The 19,654-nt window shown below is 58.4% G+C and carries 18 protein-coding genes and 1 tRNA gene; 17 read left to right on the plus strand and 2 right to left on the minus strand.

Features of this window, described 5'->3' with window-relative positions; translation table 11 throughout:
- The gene (locus tag NE637_RS01855) at positions 1–2,397 is read right to left on the minus strand and encodes a homocysteine S-methyltransferase family protein (RefSeq protein ID WP_256185860.1); all 2,397 of its coding nucleotides are present in this window, start codon (positions 2,395–2,397) and stop codon (positions 1–3) included.
- Positions 2,398–2,694: 297 nt separating this feature from the next.
- On the opposite strand from NE637_RS01855, the gene NE637_RS01860 reads away from it, so the two are divergent.
- The 17 genes from NE637_RS01860 to NE637_RS01940 all read left to right on the plus strand — a co-directional run bounded on the left by NE637_RS01860 (position 2,695) and on the right by NE637_RS01940 (position 18,077).
- Entirely contained in the window at positions 2,695–3,957 is a 1,263-nt protein-coding gene (locus NE637_RS01860; protein ID WP_227117905.1) for a sigma-70 family RNA polymerase sigma factor, read from the plus strand.
- A 1-nt stretch (position 3,958) separates the two neighbouring features.
- Complete coding sequence (locus tag NE637_RS01865; protein WP_256267562.1) at positions 3,959–5,743, plus strand: tetratricopeptide repeat protein; 1,785 nt, start codon at positions 3,959–3,961, stop codon at positions 5,741–5,743.
- Positions 5,740–6,525: a LolA-like protein gene (locus tag NE637_RS01870; protein ID WP_227117907.1), complete on the plus strand. Its 786-nt coding sequence runs from the start codon at positions 5,740–5,742 to the stop codon at positions 6,523–6,525. Before NE637_RS01865 ends, NE637_RS01870 begins: the two co-directional genes overlap by 4 nt.
- Before the next feature lie 142 nt (positions 6,526–6,667).
- Positions 6,668–7,111 carry a ribose 5-phosphate isomerase B gene (rpiB, locus tag NE637_RS01875; protein WP_215647891.1) on the plus strand — a complete coding sequence of 148 codons (444 nt, stop codon included), beginning with the start codon at positions 6,668–6,670 and terminating at the stop codon, positions 7,109–7,111.
- A 9-nt stretch (positions 7,112–7,120) separates the two neighbouring features.
- The gene (gene cysS / locus NE637_RS01880; protein ID WP_227117908.1) at positions 7,121–8,572 is read left to right on the plus strand and encodes a cysteine--tRNA ligase; all 1,452 of its coding nucleotides are present in this window, start codon (positions 7,121–7,123) and stop codon (positions 8,570–8,572) included.
- 59 nt (positions 8,573–8,631) lie between these two features.
- Positions 8,632–10,041, plus strand: a complete 1,410-nt coding sequence (locus NE637_RS01885; protein WP_192111902.1) for a beta-barrel assembly-enhancing protease — start codon at positions 8,632–8,634, stop codon at positions 10,039–10,041.
- 2 nt (positions 10,042–10,043) lie between these two features.
- A complete protein-coding gene (gene hslV / locus NE637_RS01890; RefSeq protein ID WP_192112094.1) occupies positions 10,044–10,577 on the plus strand; it encodes an ATP-dependent protease subunit HslV in 534 nt (177 codons plus the stop codon).
- Positions 10,578–10,607: 30 nt separating this feature from the next.
- The gene (gene ispE, locus NE637_RS01895) at positions 10,608–11,486 is read left to right on the plus strand and encodes a 4-(cytidine 5'-diphospho)-2-C-methyl-D-erythritol kinase (protein WP_227117910.1); all 879 of its coding nucleotides are present in this window, start codon (positions 10,608–10,610) and stop codon (positions 11,484–11,486) included.
- 5 nt (positions 11,487–11,491) lie between these two features.
- Positions 11,492–11,566 (plus strand) — tRNA-Gln (locus NE637_RS01900).
- 147 nt (positions 11,567–11,713) lie between these two features.
- Entirely contained in the window at positions 11,714–12,661 is a 948-nt protein-coding gene (locus tag NE637_RS01905; RefSeq protein WP_192111904.1) for a ribose-phosphate diphosphokinase, read from the plus strand.
- Positions 12,662–12,770: 109 nt separating this feature from the next.
- Complete coding sequence (locus tag NE637_RS01910) at positions 12,771–13,361, plus strand: 50S ribosomal protein L25/general stress protein Ctc (RefSeq protein ID WP_192111905.1); 591 nt, start codon at positions 12,771–12,773, stop codon at positions 13,359–13,361.
- A gap of 95 nt (positions 13,362–13,456) precedes the next feature.
- Positions 13,457–14,326: an alpha/beta hydrolase gene (locus NE637_RS01915; protein ID WP_227117911.1), complete on the plus strand. Its 870-nt coding sequence runs from the start codon at positions 13,457–13,459 to the stop codon at positions 14,324–14,326.
- 21 nt (positions 14,327–14,347) lie between these two features.
- Entirely contained in the window at positions 14,348–14,944 is a 597-nt protein-coding gene (gene pth / locus NE637_RS01920) for an aminoacyl-tRNA hydrolase (RefSeq protein WP_192111907.1), read from the plus strand.
- Positions 14,945–15,251: 307 nt separating this feature from the next.
- On the plus strand, positions 15,252–15,767 hold the full coding sequence (locus NE637_RS01925; protein WP_192111908.1) for a CarD family transcriptional regulator: 516 nt from the start codon (positions 15,252–15,254) through the stop codon (positions 15,765–15,767).
- Between the two features lie 183 nt (positions 15,768–15,950).
- Positions 15,951–17,246, plus strand: a complete 1,296-nt coding sequence (gene rho / locus NE637_RS01930; RefSeq protein ID WP_192111909.1) for a transcription termination factor Rho — start codon at positions 15,951–15,953, stop codon at positions 17,244–17,246.
- A 160-nt stretch (positions 17,247–17,406) separates the two neighbouring features.
- Positions 17,407–17,616 carry a twin-arginine translocase TatA/TatE family subunit gene (locus NE637_RS01935; protein WP_022659359.1) on the plus strand — a complete coding sequence of 70 codons (210 nt, stop codon included), beginning with the start codon at positions 17,407–17,409 and terminating at the stop codon, positions 17,614–17,616.
- A 29-nt stretch (positions 17,617–17,645) separates the two neighbouring features.
- Positions 17,646–18,077 carry an ACT domain-containing protein gene (locus tag NE637_RS01940; RefSeq protein WP_192111910.1) on the plus strand — a complete coding sequence of 144 codons (432 nt, stop codon included), beginning with the start codon at positions 17,646–17,648 and terminating at the stop codon, positions 18,075–18,077.
- 197 nt (positions 18,078–18,274) lie between these two features.
- Here the strand turns inward: NE637_RS01940 and NE637_RS01945 are convergent, their stop codons facing one another.
- Complete coding sequence (locus NE637_RS01945; RefSeq protein ID WP_227117912.1) at positions 18,275–19,648, minus strand: surface lipoprotein assembly modifier; 1,374 nt, start codon at positions 19,646–19,648, stop codon at positions 18,275–18,277.
- Between the last annotated feature and the right edge of the window lie 6 nt (positions 19,649–19,654).

The following is a 19,654-nucleotide window of genomic DNA, read 5'->3' on the forward strand; positions in this document are numbered from 1 at the left end:
CTAAACAAACTGCTTGGCGGCCTTTACCGCACCTACGGCGTCAGCGCAATACGCATCTGCCCCGATGGCATCGGCAAAAGCCTGCGTAACGGCAGCCCCGCCCACCAGAACCTTGATGGGCAAAGCGCGCTCCCTGACGATTTTGATGGTGTCTTCCATGCGAACCATGGTGGTGGTCATCAATGCCGACAAGCCGATGATACGCGCGTTGTGCTTGAGTGCGCAAGCAACAATGGCCTCTGCCGGAACGTCCTTGCCCGCGTCCACCACGTCAAAACCGTGGTTGCCGAGCAGCAGCGAAACAATATTTTTGCCAATGTCGTGGATATCGCCTTCTACCGTGGCCATCACCACAACAGGGCGCGTTTCCGGGCCGCGCCCGGCCTCCAGCAAAGGCTTGAGATACGCAAAAGCGGTCTGCATGGTTTCTGCCGCGCGGATGAGCTGGGGCAAAAAGTATTCCCGCCGTTCATAGCGCGCGCCCACTTCCGTAATAGCTGGAATGAGCGTTTCCTGCACAAGGGTAAAGGGGTCGGCACCCGCGTCAAGCTCTGCCGTAAGCAGAGTCAGCACATTTTCCTTGTCGCCGTTGAGCACGGCTTCGGCAAGGGTTTTGGCCGCCGCCCCGCCGCCCTGACGCACCTGTATGGTGCCTTCGCCGGGTTTCCAGCCGGAATAGGAGGCTATAAACGAGGATGCGTGGGCATCGTGGTTGCACAGCACCTTGAGCGCGTCTGCCGCCTCGCGCAGGCGCTGGGCAGAGGGGTTGGCGATGCACGAGGTAAGCCCCGCGCCCGCCGCCAGGGAGAGAAACGTGGAATTGAGCAGTTCGCGCGCGGGCAGACCAAAAGAAAGATTTGAAAGGCCAAGCGTTGTGGGCAGGCCGTTGGCAGCGCACCAGCGCGTCATTTCCAGGCACTGGAGGGCGCTGTCCGCGCTGGAGGATACAGCCAGCGCCAGAATGTCCACCATCATCAGCCGCCGCGAAATACCCATGCCCTCGGCCTTTTCGATCAGGCTCTCCACCGTGCTGATGCGCTCTGCGGCTTTTTCCGGCAGATGCGCCCCCTGCAGGGGCAGCAGAATAAAGGGCGCGCCGAAATCGCGGCACAAGGGGCCGAGCGCTTCCATGCGCCCAGCCTCGCCGCTGATGGAATTCACCAGAAACGAACCGGGGCAGTACGGCAAGGCGTTGGCAATGGCATCCGCATTGGAAGAATCTATGGAGAGCGGCAGGGGCAGCCGCCCCACAAGGCGCTGCACCAGTTCGGGCAAAAGCTGGGTTTCGTCCACCAGGGGCGCGCCCACGTTAACATCAAGCACCGTGGCCCCGGCATCTACCTGAGCATCGGCCAGTTGCATGGCAACGTCAAAGGCTCCGGCCTGAAGCTCCTGCGTGAGGGCCTTTTTGCCTGTGGGGTTGATGCGTTCGCCAATGATGGTCAGGGGCTGGCCCACAGCGATGCGCACCATCTGGGAGCGGTTGGTCAGGCAGATGCCCTTGCGGGATACCGTAGGCGGCGTGACGCTGTCCATGCCGCGCAGGGCCTGCGCAAGCGCCGCCAGATGAGCGGGCGTGGTGCCGCAGCAGCCGCCAAGTATGCGCGCGCCAAGCTGGGCAAAGGGGGCGGTTTTTTGCGCAAAATCTTCCGGCCCCAGAGGGAATACGGTTTCATTGCCGCGCAGTTCGGGCAAACCGGCATTGGGTTCGGCCATGACCGGGCATTCGCATACGCCAAGCAGTTCCTGCACCACTGGCAGCATCTGGTCCGGGCCGAGGCTACAGTTGGTGCCGACCACATCCACGCCCATGTTCTGCATGGTTTCGGCAAAAATCGCGGGGGTGGAGCCGGTAAGGCTCACGCCCTGTTCAAAGGTCATGGAAACCATGACGGGCAGGTCGCATTCCTGCCGGGCAGCCGCCACGGCAGCTCTGGCTTCGGCAAGGTCGAACTGTGTTTCAATAAATATGAGGTCGGCCCCGCCCGCCACAAGCCCGCGAATCTGATTGGCAAAGGCCGCGATAAGATCGCGCGGTTCCACCGGGCCGAGGGGCTTGGCAAAATGACCGGTGGGGCCCACATTGCCCGCCACAAAGACAGGGCGGCCAGCCTGTGCGGCGGCTTCCTTGGCAATTTCGACCATGCGCCGGTTGAACGAAAAAACGTCCAGACTTTTTGGCAGCTTGTAAATATTGCCGCCAAAGGTGCACGATGTCAGCAGATCAACGCCCGCGTCCAGATAGGCCTTGTGAATGCCGCGCAGGGTGTCGGGGTTTGCCATGCAAAATTCTTCGGGAGTCGCGCCAGCGGGCATGCCCGAGGCCTGAAGCATGGTACCCATGGCACCGTCGAGCAAAAGAGGCCTGCCAAGGCCGAGGGCTTGTCGAAATGTCATCGTCGTCTCGCTCTGTTCCCAGCACAGTCGCCGCAAGCCAAAGAGCACCTTTGCCTTCCGCCTGCAATACCTGTATGCTGGGGCTTCCGTTGTTTGAGGCCGCTGATTCCGTAAGGATTTTGCGAACCGGAACATGCGGGCCGCACCGGGGCTGAACGCCGCCGGGGCCGCAAAACCGCGCCGCGCATTAAACCCGGCAGGCCTTTTACTACTGAAAAACACTGAAAAGAACAAACCAAAACTATAGCATTAAACATTGCGGCCCGTTACAGGCAGCGATGCTCAGACATAAATATCATGAAAAAAGATAGTCCGATAGCTCCCAAAAACCCGCGCAGCGCGCAAAAAGCGGAAGAAACCGAAATTTCCTCGCCTGAGGTGGAAATTCTGGATGCTCCCCCTTTGCGCAAGCGGGCAGCCCCTGCCGGGGGTGGCACCCGTGGCGCTGCCGCCAAGGCGCGCTCCCGCTCGACCGAAGGCAAGGCCGCCAAGCAGAGCATCCTTGATGTGGACGGCTCCGCTGTGCACGAGGTTCCAGCAGATTCCGTATCTGACGATCAGAACGATGACGACGCGCTTGCTGATTCCGCGGAAGATGTGGACGTTGAGCTGGACGCCAGCGATCACGGCCTCGACCCCCTTGTTCTTGATGACGACCATGAGGGCCTGCCTGCGCCGTCCACAACGCGTTTGCCCGCAGTTGGCCCGCGCGACAGCCTGCACCTTTACCTGCGCGAAGTAAGCCGCTTCCCCCTGCTCAAGCCGGATGAAGAACACGAGCTTGCCCTGCGTGTGCGCGATCACAACGATGCAGACGCGGCCTTTCGGCTTGTTTCATCGCATCTGCGGCTTGTGGTGCGCATTGCCATGGACTTTCAGCGCAGATGGATGCAGAACGTGCTCGACCTTGTGCAGGAGGGCAACGTGGGTCTCATGCGTGCGGTCAACAAGTTTGACCCCGACAAGGGCATCAAGTTTTCGTACTACGCGTCGTTCTGGATCAAGGCCTACATACTCAAGTTCATCATGGACAACTGGCGCATGGTCAAGATCGGCACCACCCAGGTGCAGCGCAAGCTGTTCTACAATCTGAACCGCGAGCGTCAAAAGCTGATCATGCAGGGCTTTGACCCGGATGCGGCCATGCTTTCCGAGCGCCTCGGCGTTACGGAAGACCAGATTAACGAAATGGATCAGCGCCTTGCCTCCACCGATATGTCGCTGAATGTGCCCGTGGGCGAGGATGCCGGCGGCGCAACACGCATGGACTTTTTGCCCGCGCTCGGCCCCGGCATTGAAGACAGCCTTGCCAGCGACGAAATCGCCGGGCTTGTGCGCAGCAAGCTCAAAACCATACTGCCCAAACTGAACGAAAAAGAGCTGTATATTCTGCAAAACCGCCTGCTCACGGATGAGCCTGTAACCTTGCGCGAGATAGGCGAACGGTATAACGTCACGCGGGAACGAGTCCGCCAGCTTGAAGCGCGGTTGCTGGAAAAGATCCGGCAGCATCTGGCTGTGGATATCAAAGACTTTTCAGACACATGGATACAATCCTGATATGAAACGTAACCACGTTGCGCTGCTATGCGCCCTGGCACTGACTGCCGCCACTTCCTTTTCCTTGCTGGGATGCGGCGGCTGTTCCGGCGCCAGGCACCAGACTGCTGAAAAATCGGACACGTCCGCTGCAGAATCTGCCGCGCCTTCTGCCACAGCAAAGGCCCAGCAGCACGACCTCAAGGGCGTATCGCTGCGCCCGGTTGAAGCAGAGCTTTCGCCCAATGCGCTCAACACTTACGCCTTTCTTGTTTTTGCGCAGGCCATGAACAATGAGGACGACAACGCCCTTGCCGCCGCTTCTCCGCTGCTGGCCAAGGCGCACATGCCCGTCAACATCTGGCTTGAAGGCGGCGTGTGGCTGCTCAGCCGCAAGTCGCCCCATACAGCTATGGTCATGGAGCAGGCCCTGAGCGTCTGGCCCGATGATATTTCGCTCAATCTGCTCTATGCCGAAGCCCTCATGGAAAAAGGTTCGCCCGAGCTTGGCGTCAAGCTCATGCGCGAATATCTTAAAAAGCATCCCGAATCTGTGGATGCCCGCATGGAGCTGGCCCTGCTGCTGGTTAAAACCAAGCCGTATCCCGAAGCCGAAAAGCTGCTCAACAGCGTTACGGGCAAGCAGCGCACCCCGCTGGTGGATTATTACCACGCCCGGGCGCTCATTGGCATGGACAGACCCAACGAGGCCGTGGCCTACCTGCAGCGCGCCATCAAGGATACGCCCGATTTTGTGGAGGCCCTGGCGGAACTGGCCTTCATCTACGAGCAGAAGCCCGACCTCAAGGCCGCGCGCGGCGTTTACGAAAAGCTGCTCAAACTCAATTTTTCGTCGCAGGACGTTCTGCTGAGGCTCATCAATATCTCTCTGCGCATGGGCCAGCCCGAACGGGCGCTCAAGTATATGCAGCAGGGGCCGGACAGTACGCCCTTCAAGCTGACTGTCGCCAGCATGTTTATGGATTCACGCCACTTTTTGCAGGCGGAAAGCCTGCTCAAGCAGATAGTGGCCCAGGGCGATGCGCCCCACGATGTGTACCTGCTGCTTGCCGAGCTGGCATATGACCAGCGCCGCGATCTGGACATGGCCTTCTCCTGGCTGGATAAAATCCCGGCTTCCAGCAAGGCTGCCGTGCGGGGCGTGCTGCTGCGCATCCAGTTGCTGGCAGAGGCTGGCCGTGATGCCGAGGCCCTTGACGCCGTGCGCAAGGCCACAAGCGCCAATCCCGACTCCTCCGAGCTTGTGGAGGTCGAGGTGCGCCTGCTGGCGCGGCAAAAGCAGATGAAGCAGGCCCTGGACGTTGCCCAGAGCGCCATAAAGCGCTGGCCCAACAATGCGGAAATGTTCTTTCTGCTCGGCTCTCTTCAGGATGAAACCGGCGACAAAAAAGCCGCTTTCAAAACCATGGAGAAACTCCTGGCCCTGCATCCGGACAATTATCAGGCCCTCAATTACGTGGGCTACACCCTGGCCGAGGAAGACCGCGACCTTGACCGCGCCCTGACGCTTCTTGTGCGGGCCAACGATCTGGCTCCCAACCAGTCCTACATTGTAGATTCGCTGGCCTGGGCCTATTTCAAGGCTGGAAAACTCGATGACGCCCTGAAGGAAATCCGCCGCGCCGTTACGCTGGACGAGCATACGGATGCCTCCATATGGGAGCACTATGGCGATATCGCCGCGCGGGCTGGCCTTAAGGACGAAGCCCGCACCGCCTATCAAAAGGCCATGGAACTCAAACCCGACAATGCGGAAGCATTGCGGCAGCGGCTTTCACATCTATGAAAAAACTAGTTATTTTTTGTTGTCTGGCGCTGCTGTGCGCCTGCGCCCGTCAGCCCGTGCTGGAAACCTCGCCCGAAAACCGCGCCGTGCTTGAACAGCGCTGGCAAAAGTTTGCGGCTGTCAGCTCTGCCGACAAGTCTGAACCCTATCGCCTGCAACTGAGCCTGCGCTTTGGCACAGAGGGCGATACGCGGCGCGTCACGGCCCTGTTCTGGGGCAACAGCCAGCGCCAGTTGCGACTGGACGTTATGGCGGGCGTGGGCACCACGGTTGCCAAGATACTTGAAGACGGCCAGCATTTTCTTGTGTACAGCCCCAGCGAAAACAAGGCCTACTTCTATCAGGGCGCTACCAAGCCCCTGCTTCAGGTGGGCGTACCGGTTCCCTTCAACCTCGTGCATCTGGCCGACCTGCTCAATGGCCGGTACACGGCGGTATTTGGCAACCAGTTTGACAAAACCGCCTTTTCCGCCGACGGCAAGGCCCTGTACGACCTTCAGGGCCAGCCCGGAGGCCGCCTGATCATCAACGAGCAGGGGCTGCCCGTGGAATGGCAGGAACAGGCCAACGGCAAGGGCTGGAGCATGGAAATCCTGTATTCGGATGATCCCAAGCCGCTGCCCCGCCGTCTGAACCTTGCTCACAGCAACGGCAAACGCGCCATTGTGCTTATCAAGGAAAGAGAAAAGGTTTCCCAGCCCTTTACAAAAGAGCAGATGGCCTTAACCCTTCCTGATGACGCACCCCTGCTGCCGCTCGCCAAGTTCAAGCAGCAGCAGTAGTTTGGGCCTGACGGGCTGCGCCTGACGGCTGCGGCCCGGTATCGGGGCAACCCGCCTTAACCGCCACTACAGAAGTGTTAAATGCTCTAGCGGTGCGTCCGGCCAGTCCGGGCGCACCGTGCGTACCTTTGCAGGAGTATACATGCAGACCATTCACATTGCCTCAGACCACGCTGGCTATGCGCTGAAAGAACTCCTTGTCCAGTTTCTTGCCCAGAAGGGCATCAACGTGGTGGACGACGGCACCCACTCCACCGAAAGCTGCGACTACCCCGTGCTGGCGCACAAGCTTTGCGCCGCTGTGGAAAAGGAGCAGGGAACAGGCATTCTCATTTGCGGTACAGGCATAGGCATTTCCATTGCCGCCAACCGCCACTCCGGCATCCGCGCGGCCCTGTGCGCCACTGAGCTTCAGGCGCGCCTGTCGCGCCAGCACAACAACGCCAATGTGCTTTGCCTCGGCGCGCGCATCATCGGCGTGGAACTGGCTCAGGCCATTGTGGAGGCATTTCTGGGCGCTTCCTTTGAAGGCGGCAGGCACCAGCGCCGCATCGACATGATCAATCTTCCCGGTCAGGCCGGGTAAGGGATATACATGCTGCTCTACAATACCCTGGGCCGTAAGAAGGAAGAATTTGTTCCCGTTCATCCGGGCAAGGCAAACATGTATGTTTGCGGCATAACGGCCTATGATCTTTGCCATATAGGACATGCGCGTTCCGCCCTTGTTTTTGACGTGCTCGTGCGGCAGTTGCGCCATACAGGGCTTGAGGTCCGCTTTGTGCGCAACTTTACAGACGTGGACGACAAGATCATCAACCGCGCCAACAAGGAAGGCCGGGACTGGCGCGAGGTTGCCCAAACTTACATAACCGCCTTCCATGAAGACATGGATCGTCTGGGAGTGCTGCGGGCCGATGAAGAACCCCGCGCCACCGACTTTATCCCGCAGATTCAGGCCATCTGCTCCACTCTTGTTGATTCGGGCAAAGCCTACTCCACTCCCTCAGGGGACGTGTATTTTCGTGTGCGCGCTTACGAGCCCTACGGCAAACTCTCTGGCCGCAGCCTGGACGATCTGCTCTCTGGCGCGCGCGTGGCCCCCGGCGAAGAAAAGGAAGACCCCCTGGATTTCGCCCTGTGGAAGGCCGCCAAGCCCGGCGAACCTTTCTGGGAAAGCCCCTGGGGCAAGGGCCGCCCCGGCTGGCATATCGAATGCTCGGCCATGAGCCAGCCCTATCTGCCGCTGGACATTCACGGCGGCGGGCAGGATCTTATCTTCCCGCACCACGAGAACGAGATCGCCCAGTCCGAGGCCGCCTGCGCCTGCTCGCTGGCCCGCTACTGGGTGCATAACGGCTTTGTGCAGGTAAATGCGGAAAAGATGTCCAAATCCCTGGGCAACTTCAAGACCATCCGCGATATTCTTGAAAACTATCTGCCTGAAACCCTGCGCTTTTTCCTGCTGGGCAAGCATTACCGCAGCCCCATCGACTTTACCGCCGACAGCATGGACGAAGCGGAAAAAGCCCAGCACCGCGTGTATACAGCCCTGCACGAGGCGGGCAAGGCCCTTGCCCGCGACAAGTGGAAAAAAACACCCCTGCCGCAGGAAATGGCCGAAGAATGGGCCGCGCTGCCCAAGGCCTTTGACGCCGCCCTTGAGGACGACATCAATACGGCGCAGGCCCTTGGGCAGGTGTTTGCCCAGGTGCGCCTTGTGAACCGTCTTCTGGAAGACAAGGCCCTGCGCTCTGCCGAAGCCGGACGCGACCTCTTGCAGGAATTTCTTGCCCGCGCGCAGGAATGGGACAAGCGCCTTGGCCTCTTTGGGCAGGCTCCGCAGACTTTTCTGGCTGATTTGCGCGGTCAGCGCGCCACACGCGGCAAGATCGACGTGGCCCGTGTGGAAGAACTGATGCTCGCCCGTCAGGAAGCCCGCGCCAGCAAGGATTTTGCCCGCTCGGATTCGCTGCGGCAGGAAATTCTTGATCTGGGCGTCAGCGTACGCGACACCCCTGAAGGTCAGGTTTGGGATCTGGAATAAGCCGCTGCCCGCGTCGGTCTCCGGCGCGGGCGCTTTTACTGCGGCATCATGAGGACGCCATGTTGCATCGTGTTGCCCTGCGCCGTTTTATGGCGCTGTTTGTTCTGCTGGCATTTCTGTCAGCCCAGCTTGTGGCCGTACCGGCCCAGGCCTTCTTTTTCGGCGGCGTCACCATCAAGGACGAAAAGGAGATGGGCCACAAGTTTGACGTGATGATCCGCGCAAACATGCCCATTGTGGAAGATCCTGAGGTAAGCCAGTACGTCAACCAGATCGTGGATCGTCTGGTCAAAAAGATTCCACCGCAGCCCTTCAATTTCAAGGCCGCCGTCATCCTGCACAATTCGCTCAACGCCTTTGCCATCCCCGGCGGCTACGTGTACGTGTTCACCGGCCTCATCATGAATATGGACAAGGAAGAAGAGCTCGCGGGCGTGCTTGCCCACGAACTGGCGCATGTAACCCAGCACCACGTGGCCTCGCGCCTTGAACGCGCGCAGTTTGTGACTCTTGGCTCCCTGCTGCTGGCCATTGCGGGCGTGGCAGTTGGCGGCTCCAGCGGCGGCGCGCTGGCCGTGGGCGCGCTGGGGGCCGGGCAGTCGGCCATGCTTAACTACAGCCGCATGGACGAAACCGAAGCCGACCAGATTGGCCTGCAATACCTTGTGGCTGCGGGCTATCCCCCGCAGGGCATGGTGGGCGGCTTCAAGGTGCTGCGCCAGAAAAGCTGGATGAGCGGCACCAGCGTGCCGACCTATCTTTCTACCCACCCTGCCATCGGCGACCGCATCAACGGGCTTCAGGCCCGCATTGAAGGCATGGGCAAGTCTGTGCAGGGCCGTACGCAGGACAACACCAAATTTATCCGCGTCAAAACGCTCCTCTGGGCGCGCTATGGCGACGCGCAGGCTGCGCAGCAGCGTTTTTCAGGCAAGGACGGCCTTTCGTGCATGGGGCGCGGCATTGTGCTGGCCCGCACCAACCGGGTTAACGAGGCCAGCAAGGCCTTTGACGAAGCCCTGGCCGCTTCGCCCAACGACCCTCTGGTGCTGCGCGAGGCTGGCGCATTCCACTACCGCAAGGGCGACATGAGCCGTGCTGATGGCCTGCTGCGTCAGGCCATGCGCCTTGACCCGCGCGACTACATGGCCTCTTTTTTCTATGCCCGCATGCTTGACGAAACGGGCAGGCAGGCGCAGGCCGCGCAGTATTATAAAGACGTGCTGCGCTACGTGCCGGAAGACGCCGAAGTCCACGAGGCCTATGCCCGCTCGCTCGGTAAAACGGGCGACACTGCCGGGGCCTATATCCACATGGCATACAGCGCCCTGTATTCCAACAACAAAAAACAGGCCGAGCGCTACTTTAACCAGGCCAAGGCCTTGTCGGGCAAATCTGCAAATCCGCGTGATTTTCAGAAGCTTGAGGCCGCCTACAAAGAGCGCAAGGAAATATGGGAAAAGAACTGATGATGGATACGCATGCCACAACCATACTGGCAGTAAGAAAGGATGGCCGCGTGGCCATAGCTGGCGATGGTCAGGTGACCCTGGGCCAGAATATGATCATGAAGCACGGCGCGCAGAAGGTGCGGCGTCTGTATGACGGCAAGGTTCTGGCGGGTTTTGCCGGGGCCACAGCCGATGCCTTTACCCTGTTCGAGCTTTTTGAAGCCAAGCTCAAGGAATTGCGCGGCAACATGGTTCGCGCCGCAGTTGAAATGACCAAGGAGTGGCGCAAGGACAAATACCTGCGCAAGCTCGAAGCCATGCTCCTGCTGGCGGACAGCGAACACATCCTCGTGCTGTCGGGTACGGGCGACGTTATTGAACCGGACGACGAGGTTGCAGCCATTGGCAGCGGCGGCCCCTATGCCCTTGCGGCGGCGCGGGCGCTTGCCCGGCACAGCGACATGGATGCGGAGGCCATTGCCCGCGAGGCCATGCGCATTGCCTCGGAAATCTGCGTGTACACCAACGGCAACCTTACGGTTGAAACGCTGTAGCCATCAATCGCCACAGGAGCGGAAAAATCCATGAGCGTAGTTGTTGCCGGGTGCAAGGTTAATCTTGGTTTGCGCATCACGGGCGTACGGGAAAACGGGTATCATGAGCTGGATTCTCTATTCTGGCCCCTGCCCCGCCCCTGCGACCGCCTGCACATACGCGAAACCGGCACGGCCGGGTTGACCGTGCTGTGTGATACGCCCGGCATTGACCTTGAGAACAATACCCTCACCAAGGCCTACGCCGCGCTCGCCAAGCGTGTGCCCGACCTGCCCGGGCTTGAAGTGCGCCTGAACAAGGGCATTCCCGCTGGCGCAGGTCTTGGCGGCGGCAGCAGCGATGCGGCGGCCCTGCTGCGCTGGCTCAACAGCAGGGTATCCAGCCCGCTTGACGATCAGGCGCTGGCAGAGGTTGCCCTCACTGTTGGCGCGGACACTCCGTTTTTTCTCATCAACAAACCCTGCCGGGTGCGGGGCATTGGCGAGCTTATCGAGCCTTGCAGGGATGATGCGCTTGCAGGCATACACCTTGTTCTGGTATGCTCCCAAATTCATGCTTCCACCCCCCAGGCATACGCCGATTATGACGCCGCGCTCAAGGCTTCAGACACGGTTTCTGGGCAAAATTGCTTGACAAAGACGGAAAGCAAGGCTAATGGAACTTTTCTCTCCGGGGTGCGGACAGAGTTGAGCATTCACAACGACCTTGAGGACGTTGTATTTTCTCGCCATCCACAGCTTGCAGAAATCAAGGCGAACTTGCTGCGCCTTGGGGCTGGAGCCGTAGCCATGAGTGGCAGCGGCTCAAGCATTGTGGCGCTTTTCGCACACGAATTCCATGTGGAATCGCAGGCGGCTGCCGCCATGCTGCAAGGAGAGAACAGGCGCGTATACGCGCACGTGCTGTGAAATACTGGGATGTAGCCAAGTGGTAAGGCAACGGGTTTTGGCTCCGTCATTCGAAGGTTCGAACCCTTCCATCCCAGCCATGCACTGCTGTATCGCGTCTGGGGCGTCTGACCGCGCCTTCCGTCGATTTGTCGGCGGCCTGGCAATAAAGCGCCGCCTTTCTTCCGGCGACGGCAGCAAGGATGTATAACCGTAAGTGCTCTTTGGCGCGCAAGGCAGGGCGGTTCATGTACAGCGATCTTAAGATCGTCACCGGGTCTTCCAATCCGGATTTGGCCAAGGCCATCTGCAACCATCTGGGGTGTCAACTCACGCCCACGCTGGCCACCACGTTCAGCGACGGCGAGTTGCGGATCGAAATAGGCGACAATGTTCGCGGTGATGACGTTTTTGTGGTGCAGCCCACCTGCCCCCCAACCATCAACCGCAATCTGGTGCAGCTCTGTCTTATGCTTGATGCCCTCAAGAGGGCCAGCGCAGGCAGGATTACCGCCGTTATTCCTTACTACGGCTATGCGCGCCAGGATCGCAAGGTCAGCCCCCGTGCGCCCATCAGCGCCAAAATGGTGGCCGATTTTATCAGCGTTGCCGGAGCGGAACGCGTGGTCACCATTGACCTTCACGCGGGACAGATTCAGGGTTACTTTGACTGCCCGGTGGACAACCTGTTTGCCGTGCCGGTCATGCTTGAATCGCTGCGGCGGCTGCACGATGACAACATCGTGATCGTGTCGCCCGATGCTGGCGGCGTTGAACGCGCCCGCGCCTATGCCAAAAGGCTCAACGCGCCGCTGGCCATTGTGGACAAGCGCCGCGACAAGCCCAATCAGGCACAGGCCATGCATGTTATCGGCGATGTGAAAGGCCGTCTTGCCATTGTGGTGGACGACATGATCGACACCGCCGGTACGTTGTGCGCAGGTGCCGACGTGCTGCTCAAAAACGGCGCTACCAAGATTGTGGCCTGCGCCACCCACGCTGTTTTGTCTGGCCCGGCCATTGACCGCATCAACAGCACCGAGGCGCTTTCGCAGGTATTTGTCACAGACACCATCCCCATGGGCGACAAGCTTGAGCGCTGCCCCAAGCTGGAGGTTGTTTCTGTGGCTGCCCTTCTGGGCAAGACTATCCACAACATCCATACCGGTTCATCGGTGAGCGTGTTGTTTGTGTAACCCGCTTTATGCGGATTGCGTATAGACCCAAGCCTGCCCGCAAGGGCCGGTTCCATAATAACAGAACTTTTTCCGCACGTTTCGGCTGCGGTAAGCCAAGGAGCAGGACATGAATATTGAAAAGACTTTGAGCGTGCAGAAGCGCGAAGGTAGCGGCAAAGGCGCCAGTGGCCGTCTGCGTACCCAGGATCTGATCCCCGGCGTGTTCTACACCGCCAAGGGTGACAACATCTCTGTGCAGGCTCCTGCCCTGCCGCTGGAAAAGATTTTTGCCGAAGCCGGTCGTACCTCGGTGTTCAACCTTGAGATTGACGACAACGGTCAGAAGTCCGTGCATCCTGTGATCATCTGGGACGTGCAGTACCATCCCTACAAGAAGGAATTCAGCCACATCGACTACTACGGCGTGGATCTGGACAAGCCCGTCACTGTTGACGTGCCTGTGGAATTCGTGGGTGTGTCGCGCGGCGTGAAGCTTGGCGGCCAGCTTGAAACCTACCGCGAAATCGTGCGCCTGTGCAGCAAGCCCCTGGACATGCCCAAAAAGATCGTTGTTGATGTGACCCCCATGGACATCAACACCACCATCTGCGTGGGCGACCTGCAGCTGCCCGAAAACGTCAAGGCCGTTTACGACCAGAACTTCGCCATCGTCAGCGTTATTTCCAAGGCCAAGGAAGCCGCTGAAGCCGCCGAATAAGACTGTTTGACGCAAAGCCCGGTCATCGGGCCTTTGTGCGACTGTATTGGCCGGTTCCTTGCGGGACCGGCCTCATTTTATGTACGCATGGCGCCATGAACAAACCAGCCTTTGTCACGCACAAGCTGTCTGCCCATAACCGGGAACTGCGGCTCGAACTCTGGCCCAATCATGGGGCCGGAGTCATGCTGTTTTATCCCGGCACTATGCTGTCGCCCCTCCAGTACCGGCCCATGATCACCGCCTTGCAGCAAACGGGCTTTGCCGTTGCCGCACTGCATTTTACCGGGCACGGTCTGAACCGCCACAGAGCGGGCTTCAGCTTTGACGACCTGCGGCAAAACTGTCTGGACGCCGAGGCATGGCTGCGTGATGCAGGCTATGACCGTATTGCGGTGTGCGGGCACAGCCAGGGCGGCATACTCGCATTGGCGCACGCTGCGGCATCCCCCGGCCTTACGGCGGCATTTCCCATTACCGGAGTGCTGCCCCAGATGCGCGAGGCTATCTATCTGACACGCTTTGCCGGGCTGGCTGACCGCAGAGCGGACATTGAACGTATTTTCTGCACGCTTGCGCGCTGGCTGCCGTGGCTGCCCATGCCCCTGCACGCCTATCTTGATCCCTGGCGGATCATTTCCGGAGCCAGGCGAACTGTGAGCAATCGCCGCAGAACACGGCTGACATACCCCCTGAATTTTCTGGCCAGCCTGTTCAACACGCGCCTGCCCGAGGGGCTACGTTGCCCCCTGTATTTTTTCAGCGCGCAGAATGATGCCCTGTTTACGCCAGCCATCATTCAGGCCACCTTTGACTGCCTCAAGGCACCGTCCAAAAAACTGATTTGGCTGCCCGGCGGCGGGCATCTGGCTGCCATGAATCCCCCGCTGTGCCGCTTTATGGCCCGAACCGCAGCAGCTGCCTGCGCGGGGCTGGGCCTGCCCCTGCACCTTGAGCGCATATAAATCGCCTCTGGAGGCGTACTGATGGACTATAAAGGCGTTATCGTAGGCCTGGGCAATCCCGGCGCCAAATACGACCATACACGTCATAACTGCGGCTTTGATTTTGTGTCGTATCTTGTGGAACTTGCCGCCAGAGACGGCGAAGCGAGCCAGCAGAACGGCGGCAAATTTTCATGCGAATTATGGCGCTTGCGCCTGCCAAAGCTTGGGGGCTTGTGGCTTGCGGCAAAACCGCAGACATTCATGAACCTGAGCGGCCAGTGCGTGCAGCCGCTGCTCGCCTGGCACAAACTCAAGCCGCATGATCTCGTTGTTGTGCATGACGAGCTGGACATCCCCGCCGGGGAGCTTCGCTTCAAGCTTGGCGGGGGCAATGCCGGGCACAATGGGCTGAAATCCATCACAGAACTCTTGGGAACGCCAGATTTTTACCGCCTGCGCATGGGCATTGGCCGCCCGCCGCACAAGGGTGACGTGACAAACTGGGTGCTGGGGCGACCTGAAGGCGAAGATGCAAAAAACATTGAAAATTCGATGGAACTTGCCGCCGATACATTGTTTGCCTTTGCCGATAAAGGGCTCGACAGCGCTGTTCGTGCTGCGCGAAAGGCATCCTGAGCAGTGCCGTGCAGTGCTGCCTTTTGATAATGGCTTTCTGTAACCGTCGGTTTTGCAATCAATTTGCATCTGGCCAATGCTGTAAACCTTCTGCAACAGTGTCTGCGCACTGCCTTGTTGGCCCGGTCAAATGCCCATTGCCCCAAATATGAGCAAAATACTTTTTCAACTGGACTCCTGCTCATTCTTGGACTAGGATATTTGAAGAGTCGGTTTCCGACTCTTCCATACTTCATTTAATTCGCGACTTCCAGCTATCGCTCCAGGTCTCGTTTATTTGCGCCTTTTGGGGCGTTTTGGTGGCATCATGTTCACTCCGGACGATCTCGTTGTATATCCTGCCCAAGGTGTGGGCCAAATAGAACGCATAGACAGCAAAACCGTTGGGGGGCTTGTCTGTGAGCTCTATATTGTGCGCATCCGGGCAAACAACGTCACGCTGATGGTTCCGGTAAACAATGCCGCGCATGTGGGCCTGCGCACACTCACGCCCAAGGATGAAGCCGCCGCGATTCTTGAGTCGCTCCGCAATGATTCTGGCAAGGTTGTGTATACCGGCCAGAACTGGAACCGCCGCTTCCGCGAATATTCCGAGCGGCTCAAAAGCCCGAGCCTTGCTATTGTGGCCGAAGTGCTGCGCGAGCTGCTGCTTATTGGCCGCAGCAAGGAACTTTCTTTTGGCGAACGGCGGCTTCAGGAGCAGGCCATGGGCCTTGTGACCGGCGAATTGTCAGAAGTTCTGGAAATCCCAGAAGACAAGGTGCGCGACGAACTGCTTGAAATCTATGCGCCCCCGCCAGCTCCCGAAGAAACCGCCAGCTAGCCCGCTCACCCCCTGACCGAATTTTTTGTGAACAGCGACGTATTTTTTCCTTGCCATTACAGAAAAGATGGGCTAATCGCATTTTCACACATCTTTTTTGTTCCCAATATCATCCGCCTACCACGCTACAATATGCAAATATTGTAAGCGTTACCCTGTGTCTTATCAAAATATCGGACTGTTATGCGCAAAAAGAAAGCTACTTCCACACTGTTGACCGACAGCGCCTTGAGCCTCACGGATCTGAAGACGCGTAGCATGCAGGAACTCATGGAGCTGGCTGAGCAGTATGAAATTGAAAATGCCAGTTCCATGCGCAAGCAGGAGCTCATTTTCGCTCTGCTTTCCACCTGTGCTTCACAAAACGGCGCCATTTACGGTGATGGCGTGCTTGAAATTCTGCCCGATGGCTTTGGCTTTTTGCGGTCGCCGTTGTGCAGCTACATGCCCGGCCCGGACGATATCTACGTGTCGCCCTCGCAGATCAGGCGGTTTTCTTTACGCAAGGGTGATATAGTTTCCGGCCAGATCCGCCCTCCCAAGGAAGGCGAACGCTACTTTGCCCTTCTCAAGGTCACCGAGATCGGCTTTGAACCGCCGGAACACGCCAAGAACCTTGTTCTTTTTGACAACCTCACGCCCATCTATCCTGACCGCCAGCTCGTCATGGAAAATGGCGAGAAGAATCTTTCCAACCGCGTTATCGACATCATGGCCCCCATTGGCTGCGGGCAGCGCGGCCTTATCGTGGCCCCGCCGCGCACGGGTAAAACCATCCTGCTGCAGTCGCTGGCCAATGCCATCAATGCCAATAACCCCGATGTTTACCTCATCGTGCTGTTGATTGACGAGCGCCCGGAAGAAGTTACCGACATGGAGCGCACAGTCAAAAAGGCCGAGGTTATCAGCTCCACCTTTGACGAACCGCCGCAGCGCCACGTGCAGGTGTGCGAGATGGTGCTTGAAAAAGCCAAGCGCCTTGTGGAACGCAAGCGCGATGTTGTCATCCTGCTCGACTCCATCACCCGCCTGGGGCGCGCGTATAACGCGGTTACCCCTTCTTCTGGCCGGGTGCTCTCCGGTGGTCTTGACGCCAACGCCCTGCAGCGGCCCAAACGCTTTTTTGGCGCGGCCCGCAATATTGAAGAAGGCGGCAGCCTCACCATCATCGCTACGGCGCTTATCGACACTGGTTCCCGCATGGATGAAGTTATCTTTGAAGAATTCAAAGGTACCGGCAACATGGAAATCTACCTCGACCGCCACCTTTCGGAAAAACGCGTCTTCCCCGCCATCGACATCAACCGCACAGGCACCCGCAAGGAAGACCTGCTGCTGGCCGACGATGTGCTCAACCGCGTGTGGATTCTGCGCAAAATTCTTGCTCCCATGTCTTCCATCGACAGTATGGAATTTTTGCTGGACAAAATGCGCGCGACCAAATCCAACAAGGATTTCATGAACGCCATGGGCAAGTAAGCCCCCGGCAGCAAACCAAGGCAAATTGCCGCTCTGCGGCGCGTGGATGGAGCTGTCAACCCGGTCAGCTCCAGGTTTCACCTTGACCTTGGGTTTAGCAAGGCTTATCTTTTAGGGTGTAATTTGCATTATTGCCCAACTCTCAACGGAGGCTCCCCGCATGTTCGGCGTAAGCATGCCTGAATTATTGCTTTTACTTGTTGTGGTTCTGCTTGTTTTCGGGTCGAACAAACTGCCGGAAATCGGTGGTGGGCTGGGTCGGGCAATCCGCAACTTTCGCCGCTCCTCTACAGAGCCGGATGAAATTGACATAACCCCCAAGGATAAAAAGCAGCCCACGTCTACTGACGATCCCAATCACAAGGCATAGAACCGCCCGTTGAAACACAAGGATTTGTCATGAAAACGGAACAGCTTTCAGTTTTTCTGGAAAACCGGGCCGGGCGTCTGGCCGAGGTTACGCATACACTGGCAGAGGCTGGCATTAACATTCGCGCGCTCTCGCTGGCCGATACTTCTGATTTCGGCATTCTGCGCATGATTGTATGCGACCATGATAAAGCCAAGGTTGTTTTGAAGGAAAAGGGGTTTACCCTTGGCCGCACCAGCGTTGTGGCCGTAGAAGTTCCCGATGTCCCCGGCGGCCTTGATTCCGTGCTTCAGACGGTTTCCAAGAACGGCATCAACGTGGAATACATGTACGCATTTGTGCAGCGCGAAGCTGAAAGCGCCGTCATGATCTTCCGCTTTGACAAGGTGGATCAGGCCATTGAAGTCCTCAAGGCCCACAACTTTGTCATTATCCCGGCTGAGCGCCTCTGCGCCCGCTAGGGAGTTGCAGCAAGCCTCAGGATTTTAAAACTAAAAGAGCCGCAGTTACTGCGGCTCTTTTTTTGTCCCTGGTGCCCTCGCAGATTTTATGCAAAAGGGCTTGTGATATACCCACAAGCCCTTTTTTGTCGTGCATGAAGCTTACTTGGAACTGACGACACGATGGCTCTTTTGTCGCAACAGCACGGTGACGGTTCCTAGAACGACCAGGCGACCCCCAGTGAAACAAGGGACTGGTCGTATCTGTACAGCGGGCTTTCTGAATTGTTGTGGGTATACTGGTACGAAGTTTCAACAGACCATGCATCGGTAATATGCCACGTAAGGGCCGCGCCGGTGCGCCATTTCTGGTCAAGCCTGTTGGATGTTTCAAGTGCCGTTGCCGGGCCGTTGTACCAGTCGTTTTCAAAAGAAACAAAGGGAGCGAGCTCAAAACCCTTGGGCAACTTGAGCGAAAGCCGCGCGCTGGCTTCCCATCCGGTGTAGCAGTAATCGGCCTTCTCCGGCGTATTGCCGCCCACGTAACTCAGACCAACCATAATTTCATGGTTGCTCTCGCCAAAAAAACGCCGCACATACTGGCCTAGTGTCCAGTACGCGCCGTTGCGGTCGCCGTCCCGCGAGTATGCCCGCGAATCCAGGGTACCGCGCGTAATGAGGTGCCATGACGGCGTAACCGCCCAAAGCCAGGTCGCTTCCGGGCCGGATGCCGTGACATTCTGGTACCACTGATAATCAAAAACTTCGCTTTTGAATCGCAGATCAAACATGGCTGAGGGCGTGAGGTGGCGAAGGCCCACCGCTGCCCTGCCCCATTCAGAAGTGCGGCTGTGTACATCATCAAGCGATGAATCTCCATTGCCACGCGCCATGCCCTGAGCATCGCCTACGATCCACCATGGCGTATCCCGCTCGGCCTTCCAGCCCACATCGAGGTTTGCCCCAAGATACGCGCCAAAAGTGCCCTTGGCTTCCGCATCCGGCAGGGTTACGCGCCAAACCCCCATGTCCATTGTGGTACTTGAAGGGCCAAATGTAGCGTTGGAGTCGTACAGCAGACCAGTGCGGAGTTTGCCGTGCACCTGCCAGTGATCGTAGCGCTTTTCAAGCGCATCCAGCAGCCGGTCATTATCAGTCTTGTTGATGTTGGGGTTCAGCGACCGCATGGTTGCCATGGCTTGCTCCGCGCTTACACGGTCTTCAAGCGCCATGTAGGCCTGTGCCAGCTCGCTGTAGAGCACCGGTTCCGACGGATACTTTTCCGTGAGGCGCTCATAGGCCATTACGGCCTGATTGTACCGCCCGCTACGCATGGAGCTGCGCGCCAGATTAAGGTTGATTTCATCATCGTCCGGCGCTTCACGCAGCAGGCGCATGTACATGTCGTATGCGGAAGCATATTTGCCCTGTTGCATGAGAGCAGCAGCATCCGCCTTTGCGGATCCCACCGCAGTGCGCAGAGCGGGTGAATCATCTGCGGCGATGGCGGTACTGACCAGCAAAAGCATGCACAGGGGCACCAGCGCGAACCTACAGCAGAGCCGCAACGGGTGGAATGGATTACGTATCATTGCTGG

It is taken from the genome of Desulfovibrio desulfuricans, assembly GCF_024460775.1.
GTDB lineage: Bacteria > Desulfobacterota > Desulfovibrionia > Desulfovibrionales > Desulfovibrionaceae > Desulfovibrio > Desulfovibrio desulfuricans_E.